Here is an 18200-nt window from a genome sequence, read left to right on the forward strand (position 1 = left end):
TGTCGCTGCAACTTGGGTCGATCCCACTAAGGCATTGAAAACCTTATAGATCGACCCAAGCCACAACCTGAGAAAACAACCTAACGCTGGCCCGGAAACGCCATTTCCAACTTAAGGCTGGCCCTAGTTCGCGATCGGCTGCCCCGTGGGGAACATCCGCGCGAAATGAGACTCTACCTCCTGCCTACGCCAAAATGGGCCGTAGGAACGCTGGATGCCGTGGTCAACACCGAGACGATCGCGCATGGCTGGCGACACTCGCCATCGCCAAGCGATCTCGCGCGAGGAGATCAGCTCTCGCCCCAGCACATCGACCTGGTCAGCCAAGTAGTCGGGGTGGAGCCGTCCGTTGCTGACCAGCCAACCCACGTCGCGTGGAAAGCAATTGAGGTGCTGCTCAACTTCGCCCCGGCTAAAGTTCCTCGGAGCTAAGTGTTCGGAGGGGGCCACAGGCACCACCAGGAGATCCGGTCGCCGACCACATACGACCTCCCTGCCTAGGGCCTCCGAAACTCGTAGGTCCTTGATGCTCAGCTGACCTGCGGATCCCTCGTCAGCGTATAGCTTCAGCTCCCGGCCTAAAGCTGACCTGATAAAGGCGCTCCACGGCTTTCGCTGTCCTCCAATCCCATAAAACAGGTCCTGAAGGCTCAAGGTCCCCATCCCGAACGGCGCGAAATCGATGCGCGCTCGCAATCGCTCGACAAAGGCTTCGACCTCTGACCGATCGAATTGCGGCAACGGGTGAAGCAACCTGACGAACTGACATTGGTTCTCGCTAACCAGGCCCGCGCTGCAAAGTTGAAGCACACCGCTGGCCGGCAACTGGCAGGCCAAGGAAAACTCACGGAGAGACATTCGCTGAGCCAGACTACGCGCAGCGAACATCACATCAGATTTGGCAAGCCAATCGTAATGCCGCTCCTCTCCTCGGGAGCTCACCGGGCTCAGGAGACCGCTCTCCACCAGCTTTCGGACAGTGGCGTTGTCGACCTTCATCTCCTCGGCCGCCTCGCGCACTGTCAGACAGTCAGCAGCCTCGCGCTCCCGCTTAATTCTCTGAATCCCGTGGCGACAGGGCTCCCAGTCAGAAAGCAGTTTTTCCAGCAGCCGCAGCACGTCGGGAGAGCTCTGTGCGTGCTGACGCAGCCTACTGATGAAGGCAAATTCCTTGCCCCGGCTCGGTTCGGCAAGCTTGTCGAAGCAGTATGGATAATCGCGCAGGAAGTTGACGGCCTCCGCGAGAAACTCAGCCCTAGCTGACGGAGGAGACTCAGAAAGTTTCCACTTGCCCCTACTGCGAGCGGTGAAGGAACCAAGGCTACATATCAGCTTGAAGACGTCAGACCGGCGGGCGCCTATCAACAGCGCCGGAATCTCTACGTCCTCCCCGATTTCCCCCTGCGGATCCACGTTCATTAAGTCCGCAAGGAACTCGAGCGGCTCGCGCGCCTCCAACGGCACAGCGTCCGTCTTCGCCAACCTCAGATCGAAGTCGCACTGAGCGCAGAGGTGAACCTCCCGCGCGGTGCTCCAAGCCAACCCGGACCCGCACCTGGGGCACCGATCGATAAGGATATCCCAGGTGAACGGACAATACGGTAGGCGGGCTATCGACCACGCCCGCCGATGATAGAGCGCCTCCTCCAAGCTCCGCGGCGCAAGCCTGCGGGGGTCCCATTGGAATTCTTTGTGGCACTTTGCGTCTAGCCGCCGCCAAAGGAGCTCTCCAAGTTCTTCGGGGGTCAGGCCCATCCGCCGCGCGAGGCGTCCATCATCCTTCAACGCCTCGGCAAACCCACCTGAATTGGTGCTTTGGACGCCCAACGCCTTTAGGAGGACTCGCCGATTTTCAAAGCAGTTCGAACTTGTCAGGCGGGCGAGAAAGCTGGGGTAGCTCTCGTCGTGATAGGGTTCGACCGGGAATAAGACGCGCCCTTCTGGTACGAGCACCACGTGTTTGGAGAAGGCGTTCATAGGCCGCCTCCTCGATAGAATGGGTTTGTCTTGCAAACGCCGTTCGGAATAGCCCAGCGGTCAACCGCCTTTGCCAGGTCCCCACGTTCGATCCGCGCCCCCTCACGCCTCAGCGCCAGCTCCAACGCAACGGCGAGAAGACGAGAGACCCTGCCGACGACTCCATTCGCCATAAGGAATAGGCACTCGGCGATTTCAGGATCGTCCAAACCGCTTAGACCTGGCAGGATCTTTCTTGAGACAATCGCCTGATCGATCAGCTTGACGTATCCGCCAAACAACCCCCGGTCCTGCTCAGATTTCAGGTCGAGGGCGGTCAAGTCGCACGGCGAGAGCAGACGGCTCGACAGCTGGATATTCCGCGTAAAAAGATCGCGAGCTTCGTCAGTGCCCATGAATACGATCGGCACAACGCCGTCGTCCAAGAGCCTTTTAAGGCTGTCGCTCACATCGTTCTTCACTGACACCTGGTAGTTCAGGTGCTGGATCTCATCGATGATAAGGAGAAGCGTTCCAAAGGATTGGAAACACCGGATGACCCGATTCTTCAGAGCCTGCTCATTTCCCGAATACGAGTAATGATCCCCAAAATATTCCAGGATGGAGATCATAAGCTTTTTGGCTGTGGCCGCTCGGTCTAGCGAGACGTACACGACGGGCACACTGGTGGCTGTGCGCGGGTACTTCGCCAGAATTAGACGAACCAGCGCCATCGCCGCCGACGTTTTGCCCGACCCGGAGGGCGCTAAGACCCTCAGACCCTTCTGAGGCATCCCGCGGGTGGCGATCCCAAGCTCGATCAGGAACTTGCTGCGTTCATGGAAATCGAGATGCGGCCGGTAGGGAACATAGATCTGCTCGAAGAGCGCGAGTTTCCCTGAAATCTGGTCGATGCTCATAGCTCGACCTCCTTCCAAGCAGAAACATCCACCGAGAAGTCGAGAGGCTGTTCACGTTGCTCTGAGCGAGTCACAGAGCCGATGGCTGCATTGCGCCGTGGGGGCGCTGGCTTGGGCTTTTTCCGGCGAGCGGGCCTGGACGGCTTTTGCCCGCCGTCACTGCGGGCGGCAGCCATCGTTTCATGTTCTACAATGACCGGCGCCAAGCCATCATGCCTCGGCAGCGCATAGGCAAGCGTCACGTCGGGGTTGAGTTTCGATTTAACCGCCGGCGAATTGCTCAGGCGGGCAAAGGTCCGGAGCTCTTTCCCCTTCAGCTTAGGGCCACACTCTTCAAGCTTGGCGATCAACTGCGCCTGAACGTGTAGGCGGTCCTCCTCAGTACAGAATTCGAGCCCCTTCTGCTTTGCCCACTCCTGCAGTTTCTGATGGTGCCAGAGCGAAACACCGCTTGCATATTTCTCGTCGGTACATGGCAGGGTGACGTAGAAGCCGCTAACTTTGTTCCAGACGTGAACCTCGGCGAGGTTTTCTGGATTGTACTTTACCTTGACCCGGGCGGTCGCAGAGCCCTCTCGCCTCTCCCCGATAGGCTCGAGTGGAAACAAGTCCTCCAAAAGGCCGCCAACCTTGCCCGGATCGTGATAGCGGAGCCCGAAGAGCGACACACCCGACCGCGAGACGACGCAGCGCTCAGCCGCCTTGCCCAGCATCTTGTCCAGTTCGTGGTCGTCCCCCAGCACCTCGATAGGATGGAGCTCCGCGTTCTTTTGCCAAACTAGCGCCCTAGGAAGAGCTTCTCCCTCCGGCGGCCTGATATGATGAAGCACGAGGGCCTGCCAGATGAGATCCTCAAGCTGCGCCAGCGTTATCGCGGCATCTTTTCTGGGGTCGTATCCGAACTCGCGGAGCAGCTCGGGCTTGAACACTCCGCCCGGTAGCTTCTGTAGAAGCAGCGTGTTTAGGGTGTTGAAAAACCGCTCCACCTTTCCCTTGTGCGTAGGCGTTCCGACCGGGGCCAAGCGAAGGGAAATGCCGACGTCAGTAAGGGCGTCCTGCATTGCTACTCCGGCAAATTCTCTGCCGTTGTCAGCAACGAGCTCGTCGAAGCGACCGAAGATATAGACGAGAATTGGGTACGGCTCTGCGCAGCTTGGAAGATTAACTTTCGGCCGATTGGCTCGCTTGATGCATTCGATGACGGAGAAAATCGACGGCGGCACGAACGAAACAAAAAAGCCAACGATGCAGCCGCTAAAGACATCGGCGATCGCGGTGAGGTAGGGTCGGCCAGCAGGCAGCCTGTTATATTCGTCGATAACGACGACGCCATCGACCATCGTGTGGTCGATTTCTCCTATCTGAAGGATCTTCGTTGCGGTCAGACCCTTTCCGCACGCCTTGAAACGCTTATTGGCGACTTGAGCGCCGTACTTTCCGCGGACGGTGTCATGGCATTCGAGCTTGCGAACTGTGCGACGGAATATCTCTGGTGATGGCGCGCTGAGCGGCTGCTCACCGCTTGCTGCTCGACGATCATTGAGGTTTGCCAGGGACTGCCTGCATCGCGCATAGCCATCGCCAATCGACCACCTTCGGCTCGACCAGTACCAAAGTGCTGCCTCCTCCATGATGGCATGCACTTCTGGCGCAAGGCGGCTCTGGCGGGGAACGCGGCCCGCTAACGAGACCATTTGGTTCAGACGCCGCTCGCCAGGCTCCCCCCTAGTATCGAACCACCTGCGAACGGTCCTAGCGCCGGGCTTTCGGGGAAACTTTGCCGCTAGACGCTCGTCGCGGGCCCAAATTTTGGCGATCGCAATCCGAAATGCTTTGTCGGTGCGCGGCGTTTCCGGCATCTCGTCGAGCGCGCGCAGCACGCGGAAACGCAACTCCGCCTGCGGGTCCTTTGCGTACGCTGTTTCCGGATCAATCTCTTGAAGTCCCGCCCTTTTCAGCGCGGGCGATCCCAGCAAGTCGCGTTCAAGCTTAAGATCGCCGCTCGCAAGAGCTTCTAGCGCCCACTCCATGGTAGGAGCGCGCCATTCGCCGTCTTCGTCTTCAATCTGTAAGGGGCTCAACGTGCCTTCGTCGCGGAAGAAGAGGCAGCCGTTACCCATCTCACATTCGAAGCGATACCGCCGGCCGCAGTAAGACCAAGGGTCCCCGGCTTTGAAGTTGACAGAGATATTCATTGGCCGGCCCTCCCCAGGAGGGTTGGAGGCGCCAACTCAAGGCTCGTAACGAGGCTGTCGGGCGACGTCGGTACCGAAACGTCGATGGCCAACCATCGCCGAACCATCATCCCCTGCAAGGCGACAAGGCCGATTTGCCAGTGCCCCCAGAACTCAGCCAACCGACCTAGAGAGCTCCTGCCGCCCATCTTCTCGAGGTGGTCGACCGCCCGACATGCGGACGCAACATTGATCGCCGCCTGTCGTCGCGCCTGGATGAAATCAACATTGTCGAAGATGGTCTTGCGGCCGAGCAGCTTCTTGCGCGTCACGAGCTTGAAGCGCCAGCCCAAGTTCGCGCAGTACTCAGTGACTTGCGCGAGCTTCTCAAAATACTCCGGGTCGTCGAGCCGAGTGCGCTCACCCTTAACCTCGACGACCTCGACCTCACCGTCGTCCAGCACCCGAACGCAGTCGGCGATGTAGATGCGCTTTTTGCCATCGAGCACGAACTCGAAGCGGAAAGGCTGAGCGAGGTAGTAGACGACGCGAGTATCAACCTCGCAGTATTTGAGCAGCGCGGCCTCGTTCATGCCCTCGAAGGGAAGCGCACACCCCACCTTCCTACTGGACAAGAACCCCGTGGTTATCACGCGGCTTCCAGTGAGAACGCTCCTCAACGGGCTCCCATCCCGCGTGATGACAAGGGTCGCGGCCGCGGCTCGGCGGACGCCGCCTTCTTCAGAGCCGAGCTGGCCGAGTGATGCCTGAATGACGTCGAACAACTTGAAGTGCTTCGACATACCGGCGGGGTACGGGCCGAACCGGCTGATAGGACTCTCTTTCATTGATCCTCTCCTGTTTTGAAGGGAGGCGGAGACACCGACGTGTTTCATGGATCGGCGCAGCAGGGGCCGTTGACTCCGTCGGGTTGTGGGGAGAGAGTTCCGCTCGCTGCTAGACGAGTTTCGGATTCGCTCCGGAACCGGCCCCTGGGAAAGTTGCCGCTTTCCCAGGGCCAGCTTCTCCGCCAAGCGGATGCTGCATTATCTCGATCTCATCGATCCTCCTCTCGCGCCTATGCCGCACGCGCTGCGCGCATGGCTTTGCGCCTCATCGACGACTGGCCGATGAGGCGTCCTGGCGAACTCGAATTCAGATTGATTTTTTGAGTCTAAGCAAGATTATGTCGCGCCCACAGCGCACACGGCCCGACCAAGTAATAGCTATGGGATATATTCAGAAGGCCGCATGAGTAGATCGATACAGTAATTTATGCGCGAAGATCTCATTTCTGGCTTGACGAATGCGATGGATATAAAGCCGATTCACCTCTCGAATTTGAGGGAGAATTCGCATTGGGGCGGAGAGGCGCTCGTCAAGCTAAGCAACGAGAGATCCTCCACTGGGCGCAATCAGGCCGGTGTGCGGGATGTGGTCTGCCGATCGGTCTGGGCAAATCCGTTGCGCGCTCGCACCCACGCTACCCGACGTTCGATCACGTTGACCCGATAGCCTTGGGTGGCGCGCGAACTGTCGCGAATGGCCTCCTGAAGCATCGTCGATGCAATGAAGCGCGCGGCGGCGCGCTGCCGACTGGATGTGACCTTATCTGGCACTGGGCCGTTCTCAGCCACCTCCGCACGACAGAAGCGCTCAATCTATGGGGAGAGGCTGTCGCCTCGGCATACCCGGAGGGCTGGTTCGGGCCCGGCGCGGGGGTGGGTTGGCAGAAGCAGATCATGGATCCGAACGACGCCAGATCTCTGCCGAAGGACTAAGCGTCCTCGACGGCGGCCGAAGCAGCGCCCCGCCCCAAGAAGACGGTCTTCGTTCGCGCTCATGAAGAAGGCGGCACCAGCGCTAAACCTTCGATTGCCCCAATGAAAAATACGCTCAAGATCAGGATTCACCCCGTCCGAGCACACCGCGTTCACCACGCGCCCTCAAAAACCGTCGAATGGCAAAGCTCGTTCATCGCTTTATTCCGCACGGCCGCCCCCCGAAGGCTCCAAGAGCGACGCTCTTTAGCCGGCTGCACGCAGCGGCTGCAGTCTGCCAGAGCGTTACGGCGATTATGGTCCTGGTCGTGCCGCTGCTTTTGGGCGTCGTAAACTTCACCACCACCCGCTACCTGGCCGCTTTCGGCCACCCAGGGCTCTCGTCGTTTGGGGATGTCGCCGGCTTTTCCGTCGCTGCCCTTCCCTTTGTCCTATGGGTGGTCGTGATCGCCGGGTTGTTTGCGGCCTTCCCGGTCTATATTCGGTTAGTAGGCACCACCGGCGCGCCCCATGCTTTTGCGCCGGCCTTCGACTGGTCGACGGTACGCTGGTCCAGATTCTGGCGCTCGGAAGCGCTCTGGTCGTCAGCAGGATCCTACGCCGCCCTTTACGCCGTCCATCTGACAATCAGCCTCTTCTTGATCCTCTCCATTTTCTTCCCTGGAGCCACCAGGGTAGCGCCGATATGGGAGCTGGTCTTTGGGATCACGGCTGGAGTTTTTGTCTACGGCCTGTGGCGCGTGAAGGCGACAGGTATGACCGGATCGCCCCCGGGAGCCCCCTATGCGGCCACCCTTGGGATCGCCTTTCTCGCCACCCTGGGCGGCATGACCTGGCTACTGGTCATCGCGAAGGCGGCCCTAAATGTCTTGGGATCGCATCTGCCGACGAACAGCGAGGCACAAGCCAATCTGATGATCGTGCTCGTCATCGTTGCCCTCATGTTCGTTCACCTTCTGGCTACAGCCGCTCCGCGCCATGGCGCGATGGTGATCGGCGCCGCCATGGTCCTGACGGTGCTTATCGTGGCAGGCGATCAAAGCGTGTTGGCGCTATCCCTGCGGATGGCAAATCTCGGCGGCGGCGCTCCGATCGCCTATCGCCCGAGCCAGGCGGCTAAGGACACAGCTCCCGTCACGGCCTGTCTAGTCCTGGCGGCCGGCGACACACGGATCGTCTGGATTCCACCGGCAGGCCCTAAGGGCAAGGTCACACCGCCCTGCGAATGGACAGCCTTCAAAGCGGCACTCGACCAAGGCGCGATGGCCGTCGCCGCAGGTACTCGGGGCGCGGCCCTGGATGTGCGCACTTTCAAGCGCGAGGACCTCTACGACAAGCCTTGAGCAGCACCTACCGGCACGGCAACAGGCAGCGAGGCAGCGCCAAACGCTGCCGCTGGTGCACCTCCGGGACGCCGAGTTCGGTGGAGGCGATCGCGCGATCTGAGGGTTTAGAGGTGTCGGCGTAGAATAGATCAGTAGTTCTGCTCCTCAGCGCGGCACCATTAATATTGCGCAGGATTCGGAGGGGAACACGTTGCGAGCCACGCTTCAGGAGATCGTCGACCTACAAGCCAGCTTCAGCGCGACGGCGACGCCGGAAATGGAGCGACGTGGCCAACTGGTGCGGCAGACGCTCAAGGCAGACATCGAAGCGCACGGACCAGCGCTGCGAAAGCTGCTCGGCAAATTCGGTGACGACGCCAAGGCGGAAGGTAAGGACAATCAGGGTCAGTATTCCCGCATCCCGTGGGCCCGCTGGTTCTCAGCGTCACGGTCACCGTCAGCGACGACAGGCTGGTACGTCGTCTACCTCTTTCACCCGGACGGTTCCGGCGTTTCTTTATGCCTGAGCCACGGCTCGACGCAGATTGTCGGTACAGGTTTCGTCAATAGGAGCGACGCAGAGGTCGCTGGCCTGATGAACTGGGCCGCGGGCGTGCTGGGTTCAGAGTTTGAGAGCGATCCTGGCGTTCGTCTCGGCATCGAGCTCGGAACCTTCGACCTGGCGCGCGGCTACGAACGCACCACAGTGGCCTCGAAATTCTATCCTTCGGGCCGCATACCGCGCGATGCTGAGCTCATTACCGATCTCCAACGGTTCGTGCGACCGCTGGCCAAGCTCTATCAGGCTCAGGAGTCGGGCCTCGTGCCTGGCAGCGTTAGCAGCGAGATGCTCGGCCAACTGGACGAAGTCGAAAAGGCTGCTTCACCTCTTAAGAACCGTCCCAAAGGCCAGGGCCGCTTGCCAGCGCCGCTGCGCAAGCTGGTGGAGTTGCACGCCATGACGCTCGCCGAGCAATGGCTCAAGGACGAGGGCTTCGAATACGAGAATGTATCGGCTACGGACAGCTGCGACTTCCGTGCTCGGCGCCACGGCGAAGACTGGGTGATCGAGGTGAAGGGCACGACCGGTGGCCCGGCGAGTGTCCTGCTCACGCGGAACGAGGTCACGCTTCACCGCATCAGCTATCCGTACAACGCATTACTCGTCTTCCACGGCATTGTCGTCACAGGCGCCGATACCACGAGTCCCAGGGCGCTTGGGGGCGAGCTGGCCGCATTCAGTCCCTGGCAGATCGATAGCGACCGCCTAAGTCCTGTGGCCTATGAATACAGACTTCCGGTCTAGTCCTGTGAATTATACGGCTGGACGGATAGCGGTGTAGGCAGCGTCAAGCGCGCTGATAACTGCTGCCGCCCATGGGTCCTCCCTCAACACCCGCATCGCGTCCGATACCTTTCCGCCAAGGCGCGTTGCCAGTCGGTCCGCCAGCTCGACTGCATAGTGGGCCTCGGGCTCTGGCCGTGCGTGTCGATTTTCGACGAACCATTGCTCGGCTTCCTGAGATCGAAAGATCCGAGTCAGTAGTCTGATGTAGTCGATCGCGATCCCTGTTCGGAACATGTCAGGCAGATTGTCGCCGCTCCATGCGGTCTGGAGGCCGATGACAATCGCTGCCAAGCTCGCAGCCATGGCTTGTAGGCCCTTTTGGCCGCCGCTGCCGAGCTCGACTTCCAGCAAGTGGCGATGAACGACGGGATTCAGGTCGCTTCGCAGCACATCAGTCCCTTTTGGGAGCGCGGCCAATCGGCGGCCAGCGGCCTGGAGGACCGCTAAATCTGGAACGTCCTGAGGGGGATTGCCGTCGAGCGGTCGAACTCCTTCCAGCGCCCGTCCAAGGAGATTGTCCTCCAGCGCGTCTGCGAGCTCATTTTGCTCGGGCGTCTGACGGAGGAATGACACAAGTATGGCCGCAAACTGGTCTCGACCATGCATATTATCAACAATCAGGCGGGCCTTGTCCTCTGCAGATAGGCTTGGAGACAAGACCTCTAAGATCTCCTTCAGGACAGAAGAGACCGCCTCCTCGTTCTGTAGGTCGCTCGCTCGATAAAGGTCGGAAAGCTTCAGGTAAGGCTGCCAGAGCGGGTGCGGTATGAACGGGCTTCCCGCTACTGAGTCTTGTCCTCTTTTGACTTCTCCCGTCTGCCAAATGATCTGACTGTTGAACGCCTTACTGGCCGGATCGGTCAGGCCGTTGACATAGCTGGCGATATCCCAGGCCGTCGGCGTATCGACTTCCGCCACGACAAATGGCCAATCGCCGGCCGCCTTACTGAGGCTGTTCGAGAGCAAATAGACCTCAGGACGGCCATTCTTGAGAACCAAACCAAGGTAGCGGTCGTGAAAAGCTTGGCGTACGCCTTGCCCGCGTTGGACGTGAATGAGCGTGAGTTGACCGCAAAGCGAGCTCTTCAGCGACTCTGCTTTGTTCGCAAGGTTCTGAAGATGGAGACCCTGCGTGCCTTCGGTGTCCATTTCGGCGGCATCAGGATCCACCCTGCCGGGCGAAACGATCACGGTGAGCTTGATGTCCTCATTGCCATGCCGAATGATGACTCGCTCGAAGGCCTGACTCCCCAGATAAGGGTCGATTAGGAAGGCGGCAGCGACATCGGTGCGTTCGAACTGCCCCTTCATCCAACGGATTACTTCCAGCTGTGGCTCTGGGCCCGACACGAAAAAGCGTGACTGCCCTTTCCATTCCTTGGGCCCGAGGAGGACGTCGAGAGCCGCTGCGTTTTGTGAGATTGCGCTGGCCGCGGGATCTCGGGACCCCTTTTCCCCAATTTCCGTTGCGCTTCGGGTAGTTCGCGCTCTTTCGGTCAAATCCCTTGCCGATGGGGCTGAGCGAAACGGCGGAGGCAGTGAGTCCGCAGCTGTCAGCATGTTGAGATTGATGCTGATACTCTGGATAAACCTTTGGTCGATCTCGTCGATTAGGTCGCCCGTGGCGTCGTCGTAGATATGAGCCGCGATACGAGTGAGATGGCGACCGACGTTGAGCCTCAGGTCTGGCGCTTCAGTCCCGAGCGCGACCAGCTTGTCTAGGATGATCTCATCACTTGCGAATACGCGCAGCTGAATGCGCAGAGGTCGTGGCTCGGAGCCATTGATCCGCGTCAGCACGACTGTCTGGCAAGGATCTGTAGAGCGCCTTACTGGCTTGACGATGTCGATCTTGAGGGAAGCTCGTGAACCCGGTCCTTGAGCCCGCCACAAATATTCAACAACACCGAGGCGCTCTCGCGCCGAGAAGCCATAGCGGTGGCCCACGCGATCATCGATAGCCTTGATCAAAGCCTGAAGCTCGCGTGCGACCTCGGTTCGGCCGAACAAGACTTGTAGACCCTTGATGACATCCAAATTTCCACCATCGACGATCACTGCGGTCGAACGCAACGCGCCCGCGCCGTCGATCGATGTCCGCCCGCCAGCCTCGGATACCCAGGTATTCCGCGAAACCGCACCGGAAACCGACAGGCCACCGATTCCGGGTGCATCTGAGGGAACGGTCAGTCGTCCAGCCTCGAGCTGGATCCGCATCTCTTCGCTATCGCTTTCCGGGATCGGTTGAACCCAACAAACGAGCGATCCGTCGAAGAGGTCAGGGTTTAGATGGACTAGATGCGGTTGCTTAGCATGGTCTGGAAGCAACGGAGCCGCGAACCGGTCGTCCCGCCGAGTCTCTCGAATTTGCGCGTAACAGAATACGGGAGGGTGGCCATCGGCGTTGATTGCGATCACCGTCAATGCAAGCTGCACACTCACCTCCCTACTTCATCCGCCGCTCTGGGACGGTTGCCGCGAGCTTTGAGCGTGCTGCGACGCCGGCCGCCTGAGTATCAGCCATCAGCGCTTCTCATTCTGTGAGAAGCATCACAGGCCGTACTTATGGGGACCGCACAACGAAGGCGTGAACTTAGATGTGGAGCCTGGCGCTGACAGTGGCCAGCCGCCAACGTTCAACCGGAAGAATCGATTTCCACGCCAACGCAGCCCGAAAGCACATGTAGCGATCGCCCATCTCGCCGATCCTTAATTGTCAAGGAGGAGAGAGCCAGCCTTTGCGAACATCGATGACGCCCGCTTAACTGCTTAAGGGCGGCAGCACTGGCGTAGTGCTGTATACGATTTCACAGATAAGCCTAGGTGCGTAGATCGAATGACGAGGAGACCTGCGCCCGCGCCGCAGCCTTTTAGAGCACGAATTGCAACAGTCGAGAGAGCCCCGCGCATGGACAGAGAGTGCCAAGAGCCATGACAGCTCGGACGGCGCTTTAGCTACCGGCCAAAGCTCGCTCCATCTCGCTTTCGCGAGCGCGATTCACGTCGATCACCATGGATCGGTACAAGTTAGCTGCCTGGCTGTGAGCGGCATTAGTACCGGCCGACTGCTCCGCCGCACGGCGGCGGGCTTGTTCAGCCTGCCGGATCAATGCAGCTCGTTCCGCTTCCCAATTCATCGCTGGGCTCCCAAACGATGGCTCCTACTTATTGTCCAACCCGCTTCATGAAGCGAGGGTTAAGCGCCGCATCGAAATAGTGCTTACGCTTAATCCAAACTAGGCCTTCATTCTTGGTGATCACGGCCACATCGATCGGGCCGCCAACCGTCGACGATGGCTTGGTGACCTTTTCCTTCAACGACTGCAGATTGATGAGAGTTTCAGCGAGATCCGCCATTTCGTCGATCGGCAACGCGCCCAGAACGCGGCGGAGCGGATAGGCATGATCTTCCCTGGCCCTGTCAAGCCAGTCCTTAGTGACAGCCAAAGACGCCGCACTGACCATCCCAGGCAAATCCGCAACGTTGGCGACGTCGCCGCCGCCAGCAACGCAAACATCGTTCGCGAATGTGGCCAAATGGCGCTTCAGGGCATCAGCAAGCGAGGAATAAACGTCTTGGCTAATACCGATAGTGAAGGTGTTCGCCATCGAGGTTTGAGCGAAAGGCTGGAGCGACGCCGGCGTCTCATGATCGACCGCTTCTCGAACGACGTCGGTCGCGAGATGGCGGCTTTTGAGCAGCCCGCATGACGTATAGGCGAGGCTTTTGGGGAAAACGTCATGATCGCCAAATCCCGCAAACACCAAGCCGGTGGTCGAGAGGTGTTGTTTTGGGGCCTTGATGACCTCTTGAAGGCCAAGCTCCGCGAGTTGGCCAACGTCCAGTTCTTCAGGCACACCAATACGGGGTAACCAGTCCCGAATTTCCTGTGTAAGTCCCTCCGTCCATGCTGCGCGCACCTCAGCAACTAGCTCAATGTCGATGCACTGAGCGAGGTCGGAGTCGTTGAGCGCCTCAAGGCGGTTGCCGATCGCCTCGCCAAAGATCCTTGCGCGTTGAGCCTCATCTGCCCCTTCGGGGGGTTCGGCTAAAGCGATCACCGTTAGGGCAGCAATTCTAGCTGCTTCTACGAATGCGCCACGCCGAATGTCCTCAGGGAACATTCGTTGATTGGCCTCAAGATATTGAAAGAACTCGTTCGCGTATCCTTCGAGTTCATTGAAAGACTTTTCGCCCAGCTCGCGCCGAAAGTCTTTTATTACAAGCTCCCAAGGGACCCTGAGGATGTCCGCAGAGTCATAAATCATCAAGCCGACGGGGTGATGATTTGATAGTTGAAAAATCTTGTTAGCGCCTTTGAAGTAACGAGTCTCGCGCTCTTCCCCGGTCCACCGAGTAACCGTTGTGGCGCTGTCGGCCGCCAAGACTGCCGCATGTCGATTCATGATGCAGACTTCAGACGTCATGAGCCCCCCGCCCTTTTAACCATTCAGCGACTGATTGCGCGAAATCGTCAACTAGGCACCCGCGTTCCGGGTGTTTGACCGCTAGCCGGCAAGGTCGCGACCAAGACAGCATCCGCCAGTAGTGGGGAGGGTGCGCCCCGCCCAGCTCACCTATCAGAGCGTCAAGCGGGTGACCGGCATAATGAGTTTCCGGCCCAGTGTTAGCTCCGCCACGAGCAAGATGAATGTCTGGTGCGGAGTCTTGAAAGCCTCGCCAATGAAGGCGTGCCGCTCGCCATCGGCATCCGTGAGAATCAAGGTCCGTGGCCCAGTCATTCGGCCATACGGAACGAGCGCGCCGATCGGGTCGTCCGGCGTGACCAGTTGTGGCCAGCGAAAATGCGGAAAGCGTGCCTCGAAGGCGGATGACGCAACGGCGCGGCGCACTTGACTAAAATGCCCAACACGTTCCGCCAGCTCGGGCGGGTTCAACACCACTACGGCGCAAATCCGGTCGCTGCTGGCAACATACCGGCGGATAGTCGCATAGGCCGAGGCACCGTAGCGTCTGGCAAGTGCAAGCGGAGCCCTGATACCAAACTTCAGATCTCGCGCATCAGATGTGAACTGGTCCAATTGGAACAGGACGTCCGACGCAAATACATTGGCCTCACGTTCGAACTGAGCTTTTACATCGGGGTCGAGGGTTTTTCGGCAGTCCTCGAAGAGACCGAAAACGCTCTGCCAAGGCAAAACCGCGTGACCGCCTTCATGCAGTTTCAGGAAGGGCAGCTTCTCTTTGGGCGTTTCAGGGTCGATGAAGGCCATCCTGGCCCTCGGATCGAAAACGCCCCAGACCTTGCTAATCGCACTTAGCAACGCTTTCCCCGCCGACTCCGCCGTGCGGCGGAGTCTGGCGAGGTAGCCCTCATCGAGGACCATGGGGACGACGGAGACCTTTGAAGCCTCTAGGATTCGATCGACTGGTGTTGGCAGGACGCCAACGGCGCCAGCGTCCGCTAATGCTTGCCGTGCCGCTAAGCGGACTTCGTGGCGTTGCTCGGCCGAGATCGAACAGTCGTCCTCCAGCATTATCCCTTCCGTTCTCTAATGAACTTCAGGTAACGCAGAAGCTCTTCTTCCTCGTTTGAGGATAGCTCTCCGAAAACCGAGGTTGCAACCCGATTCACGGGGGTTTCCGATTCTGTAATGAAGCCGGCTTTCTCCATCAGCTCGTTGTAGTCAACAGCGTAAGCTGACGAGAGCCTATGCAACATAATAGCCGATGGCTTTTCAATCCCACCATTCTCAAGTTGACTAAGATAAGCGTTGGAAATTTTGCCATCGGTGACGCGTTCCACGTCTCGGAGAGTCAGGCCGCGCGATGCGCGGACTTCTTTCAAGAACTGGCCAAGCTCTGGGCGTGATTCATCGCGGGTCCTCTCTTTTGGCATAAAGCACACGGTTTTATGGGGTTGGCGGGGCGCATAGTTTAGCATTTTTGCTAAATTCGTCAAGCATCGCTTCGGCTAGATGCTAAATTTGCTAGGCGCCGCAAAACTCACTTGACACTTAGATTTGCTAAGCCAATTTAGCAAGCGAGCCGACCGTTGTGGTCCCGCTCTGAATTGGAGTCGTTTTAGAGATGTCCTCCCCCCACCACCCCGATCACGACGATACGATCGTGATCACCGAAGCGGACGGCGACAAAGTCATCGTCCACGACCGCGCCGACAAGGACGTCGCCGTCGAGGTCAAGATCCGCCACGAACACGGCCACGAGGTCATCGAGGTTGAGATCGTCGACGTCGAAGAGCACGGCCGAGACAACCGCTGCCCGCCGCCCGCGCGCCACTACAACGTCAAGGTCGACGGCAAGCCGTACGTCTTCGACAAGCGCCACGTGACGGGGCGGGAAATCCTGGAGAAGGCTGGCAAAACCCCGCCGGAGCGTTACGAGCTCGAAAAGCGCATGCATGGCGGCCACTACGTGGCCATCGCGCTGACCGAGACCGTCGACCTGGGCGAGAAGGGTATCGAGGTCTTCGAAACCTTCCCGCTCGACGAAACGGAGGGCTAACGGTGCGCCGAGACTTCGAACTCGGCCCCGACGATGTCCGAGCGCTTGATGCGCTCGGACGTCCTTGGGAGGCCATCCGCTCCGGCTTCGGGCGATATGTCCTGATCCATGGCTACCCGACGCCGGAGGGCTACAACCATTCCGCCGTCGACGTGGCCATCAGGCTGGACGTCTATCCGCCGGGGCCGCTCGACATGGCCTACGTCTTCCCCCCGCTCGCGCGGGCGGATGGCAAGACCATCAACAACCTCTCGATGCTCGAAATCGACGGCAAGCCTTTCCAGCAATGGTCGCGGCACTATGCCTTCAAGCCCGGCGTCGACACCCTCGCGAGCCATCTGCGGCGCTTCCGCTCCTGGCTGACCCACGAATTCCGCAAACGCTAAGGGCATGACCATGAACCTTCTGCGCATGACTAGCCCGCAGCACGCCCAGCTGCAGGCTCACCTTTTTCCGGGCGACGGCAACGAGGCGGTGGCCGTGGCGATCTGCGGTCGCGGCCACGCCCTGGATCGCCACGTGTGGATGGTCCACGAGATTATCGAAATTCCCTACGAGGCCTGCCTTCGGGCGCCCGAGTTCGTGACCTGGCCCACGTCGGAGATGAAGAAGCGGCTGGCCGAGGTCGCCGGAAAGGGCATGGCCTTCATGAAGATCCACTCCCACCCCACGGGCTATCGAGCCTTTTCGGATTGCGATGATCGATCGGACATCGAGCTTTTCGGGGCGATCGGCCGCCGCGTTCCGGGCCGTCACGTATCTGCGGTTATGATGCCGGATGGCGAGATCCTGGCCCGGGTGATGGACGGCGACGGGATCGCGGGCTGGATCGATCGTGTCGTCGTGGTCGGTGACGACCTGGTCTTCTACGAAAAAGACGGCGGCAAGGAAGTTCGGGATTTCGATCTGCGCCACCGGCAAGCCTTTGGCGACAAGACGACTGAGCTGCTGTCTGGCCTGACGATTGGCATCGGCGGTGCTTCGGGTACGGGAAGCCCGAGCATCGAAATGCTGGCTCGGCTGGGCGTCGCTCGCCTAGTCGTCCTCGAGCCCGACGTGGTCGAGGGCAAGAACCTGAATCGGATCTATGGCGCTACTCGAGAGGACGCCGAGGCAGAGCGCAACAAGGCGCTTACCTTGAAGGCCCACGTCGATCGCATCGGGCTGGGGACTGAGGTCATCCCCTACGAAGGGCGCGTCGACGAGCCCGTTGCCATCGCCCTGTTGTCCGTCTGCGACGTGATCATCGGCTGCATGGACTCGGTCGAAGGGCGCGACACGATGAACCGCGTCTGCGCGTTCTATATCGTGCCCTATATCGACATCGGCGTGCGGCTCGATGCCGACGGCCAAGGCAGCGTCAGCAGCGTTTCGGCCGGCATCCACTATCTGGTTCCGGGTGGCTCCAGCCTGAAGTCGCGGGGCGTGTACGACGACGCCGATCTCTACGCCGAGTACCTCAAGCGCACGGATCCGGACTTCTACGAGGACCAGCTGAAGCGAGGCTATATCCGCGGTGTGAAGGTTGATCGCCCGGCCGTGATCAGCATCAACACCGCTGCGGCCGCCTGCGGCGTCAATGAACTCCTCGCGCGACTTCACCCCTATAGAACTGCGCCAAACGGCGAATTCGCGATCCATAAGCTGCTCTTCAGCCACGGCAGGACCGCGCGGCGTCCGGATGGTCCGCCGGATGCAGAGCTGGCCAGTTGGGTTGGTCGCGGGGATTGCCGCCCTCTCCTGATGTGCGGGCGCCTGGAGGTGGCGGCATGATCTACTGGACCACCCGACAAATCCGCCGGGTCGCTATCTGGCTTGGCGCGATCACGGCCTGGCGACCGCGTTGGGGTGATCAGCGGATCAAGGTTGCCTTTACCGACCGAGAGCCAGCCAAGCCAAAGCCCTGCCGCTTGTATGTAGCGTCCTCGGCTAGCGGTCCGACCTTCGGCTACCTTCTCTGCCCGTGCGGATGTGGCGAAACGCTTCATCTCCGCTTCTTGCCCGACAGACGCCCTCGCTGGGATATTAATATCGATCCTGACGGTGTGGTGTCGCTAAATCCCTCAGTCTGGAGGCAAGTGGGCTGCCGCAGCCATTTCATAGTGAGGAACGGCAAGGTTCACTGGTGCTGATGTAAGGCCAAAGATGCGACTGTCGCACCTTGGTCGGCGTTAAGTTGTCGTTGGGCCAGCGTTAGGTTGTAACGACA

General features: G+C 59.6%; 14 protein-coding genes. 6 read left to right on the top strand and 8 right to left on the bottom strand.

Annotation, left to right across the window (positions count from 1 at the left end):
• Positions 1-123: 123 nt before the first annotated feature.
• Genes AC1RNC_RS25890 through AC1RNC_RS25905 form a run of 4 tightly spaced genes read right to left on the bottom strand, consistent with a single transcriptional unit; the run spans position 124 to position 5898 of the window.
• On the bottom strand, positions 124-1977 hold the full coding sequence (locus AC1RNC_RS25890) for a TniQ family protein (RefSeq protein WP_492888852.1): 1854 nt from the start codon (positions 1975-1977) through the stop codon (positions 124-126).
• On the bottom strand, positions 1974-2876 hold the full coding sequence (locus tag AC1RNC_RS25895; RefSeq protein ID WP_492888853.1) for a TniB family NTP-binding protein: 903 nt from the start codon (positions 2874-2876) through the stop codon (positions 1974-1976). The genes AC1RNC_RS25890 and AC1RNC_RS25895 overlap by 4 nt, the downstream gene beginning before the upstream one ends.
• On the bottom strand, positions 2873-5071 hold the full coding sequence (locus tag AC1RNC_RS25900; RefSeq protein ID WP_492888854.1) for a TnsB C-terminal domain-containing protein: 2199 nt from the start codon (positions 5069-5071) through the stop codon (positions 2873-2875). The genes AC1RNC_RS25895 and AC1RNC_RS25900 overlap by 4 nt, the downstream gene beginning before the upstream one ends.
• Positions 5068-5898: a Tn7 transposase TnsA N-terminal domain-containing protein gene (locus AC1RNC_RS25905; protein ID WP_492888855.1), complete on the bottom strand. Its 831-nt coding sequence runs from the start codon at positions 5896-5898 to the stop codon at positions 5068-5070. Before AC1RNC_RS25905 ends, AC1RNC_RS25900 begins: the two co-directional genes overlap by 4 nt.
• Before the next feature lie 1229 nt (positions 5899-7127).
• Between AC1RNC_RS25905 and AC1RNC_RS25910 the strand changes: the two genes are divergently transcribed.
• Together AC1RNC_RS25910 and AC1RNC_RS25915 are read left to right on the top strand one after the other, a co-directional pair.
• Complete coding sequence (locus AC1RNC_RS25910; protein ID WP_492888856.1) at positions 7128-8174, top strand: hypothetical protein; 1047 nt, start codon at positions 7128-7130, stop codon at positions 8172-8174.
• Between the two features lie 193 nt (positions 8175-8367).
• Positions 8368-9462, top strand: a complete 1095-nt coding sequence (locus AC1RNC_RS25915; RefSeq protein WP_492888857.1) for an MrcB family domain-containing protein — start codon at positions 8368-8370, stop codon at positions 9460-9462.
• A gap of 9 nt (positions 9463-9471) precedes the next feature.
• On the opposite strand, the gene AC1RNC_RS25920 is transcribed toward AC1RNC_RS25915, so the two are convergent.
• The 4 genes from AC1RNC_RS25920 to AC1RNC_RS25935 form a co-directional block, all read right to left on the bottom strand.
• Entirely contained in the window at positions 9472-11832 is a 2361-nt protein-coding gene (locus tag AC1RNC_RS25920; protein WP_492888858.1) for a VPA1262 family N-terminal domain-containing protein, read from the bottom strand.
• 837 nt (positions 11833-12669) lie between these two features.
• The gene (locus AC1RNC_RS25925) at positions 12670-13932 is read right to left on the bottom strand and encodes a hypothetical protein (protein ID WP_492888859.1); all 1263 of its coding nucleotides are present in this window, start codon (positions 13930-13932) and stop codon (positions 12670-12672) included.
• Between the two features lie 153 nt (positions 13933-14085).
• Positions 14086-15003 carry an ImmA/IrrE family metallo-endopeptidase gene (locus AC1RNC_RS25930; RefSeq protein WP_492888860.1) on the bottom strand — a complete coding sequence of 306 codons (918 nt, stop codon included), beginning with the start codon at positions 15001-15003 and terminating at the stop codon, positions 14086-14088.
• Positions 15003-15428 carry a helix-turn-helix domain-containing protein gene (locus AC1RNC_RS25935; RefSeq protein WP_492888861.1) on the bottom strand — a complete coding sequence of 142 codons (426 nt, stop codon included), beginning with the start codon at positions 15426-15428 and terminating at the stop codon, positions 15003-15005. The genes AC1RNC_RS25930 and AC1RNC_RS25935 overlap by 1 nt, the downstream gene beginning before the upstream one ends.
• Positions 15429-15556: 128 nt before the next feature.
• Here AC1RNC_RS25935 and AC1RNC_RS25940 point away from each other — a divergent pair, with 128 nt between their 5' ends.
• The 4 genes from AC1RNC_RS25940 to AC1RNC_RS25955 are packed head-to-tail and all read left to right on the top strand — an operon-like array spanning position 15557 to position 18123.
• Positions 15557-15991: a multiubiquitin domain-containing protein gene (locus tag AC1RNC_RS25940; RefSeq protein ID WP_492888862.1), complete on the top strand. Its 435-nt coding sequence runs from the start codon at positions 15557-15559 to the stop codon at positions 15989-15991.
• A 2-nt stretch (positions 15992-15993) separates the two neighbouring features.
• A complete protein-coding gene (locus AC1RNC_RS25945) occupies positions 15994-16377 on the top strand; it encodes an E2/UBC family protein (RefSeq protein ID WP_492888863.1) in 384 nt (127 codons plus the stop codon).
• A gap of 10 nt (positions 16378-16387) precedes the next feature.
• The gene (locus AC1RNC_RS25950) at positions 16388-17764 is read left to right on the top strand and encodes a ThiF family adenylyltransferase (protein WP_492888864.1); all 1377 of its coding nucleotides are present in this window, start codon (positions 16388-16390) and stop codon (positions 17762-17764) included.
• Positions 17761-18123, top strand: coding sequence for a ubiquitination-like system serine protease family protein (locus AC1RNC_RS25955; RefSeq protein ID WP_492888865.1), 363 nt, complete (start codon positions 17761-17763; stop codon positions 18121-18123). The genes AC1RNC_RS25950 and AC1RNC_RS25955 overlap by 4 nt, the downstream gene beginning before the upstream one ends.
• The last annotated feature ends 77 nt before the right edge of the window (positions 18124-18200 follow it).

It is taken from the genome of Caulobacter sp. GW822-FHT01G02 (genome assembly GCF_058802865.1).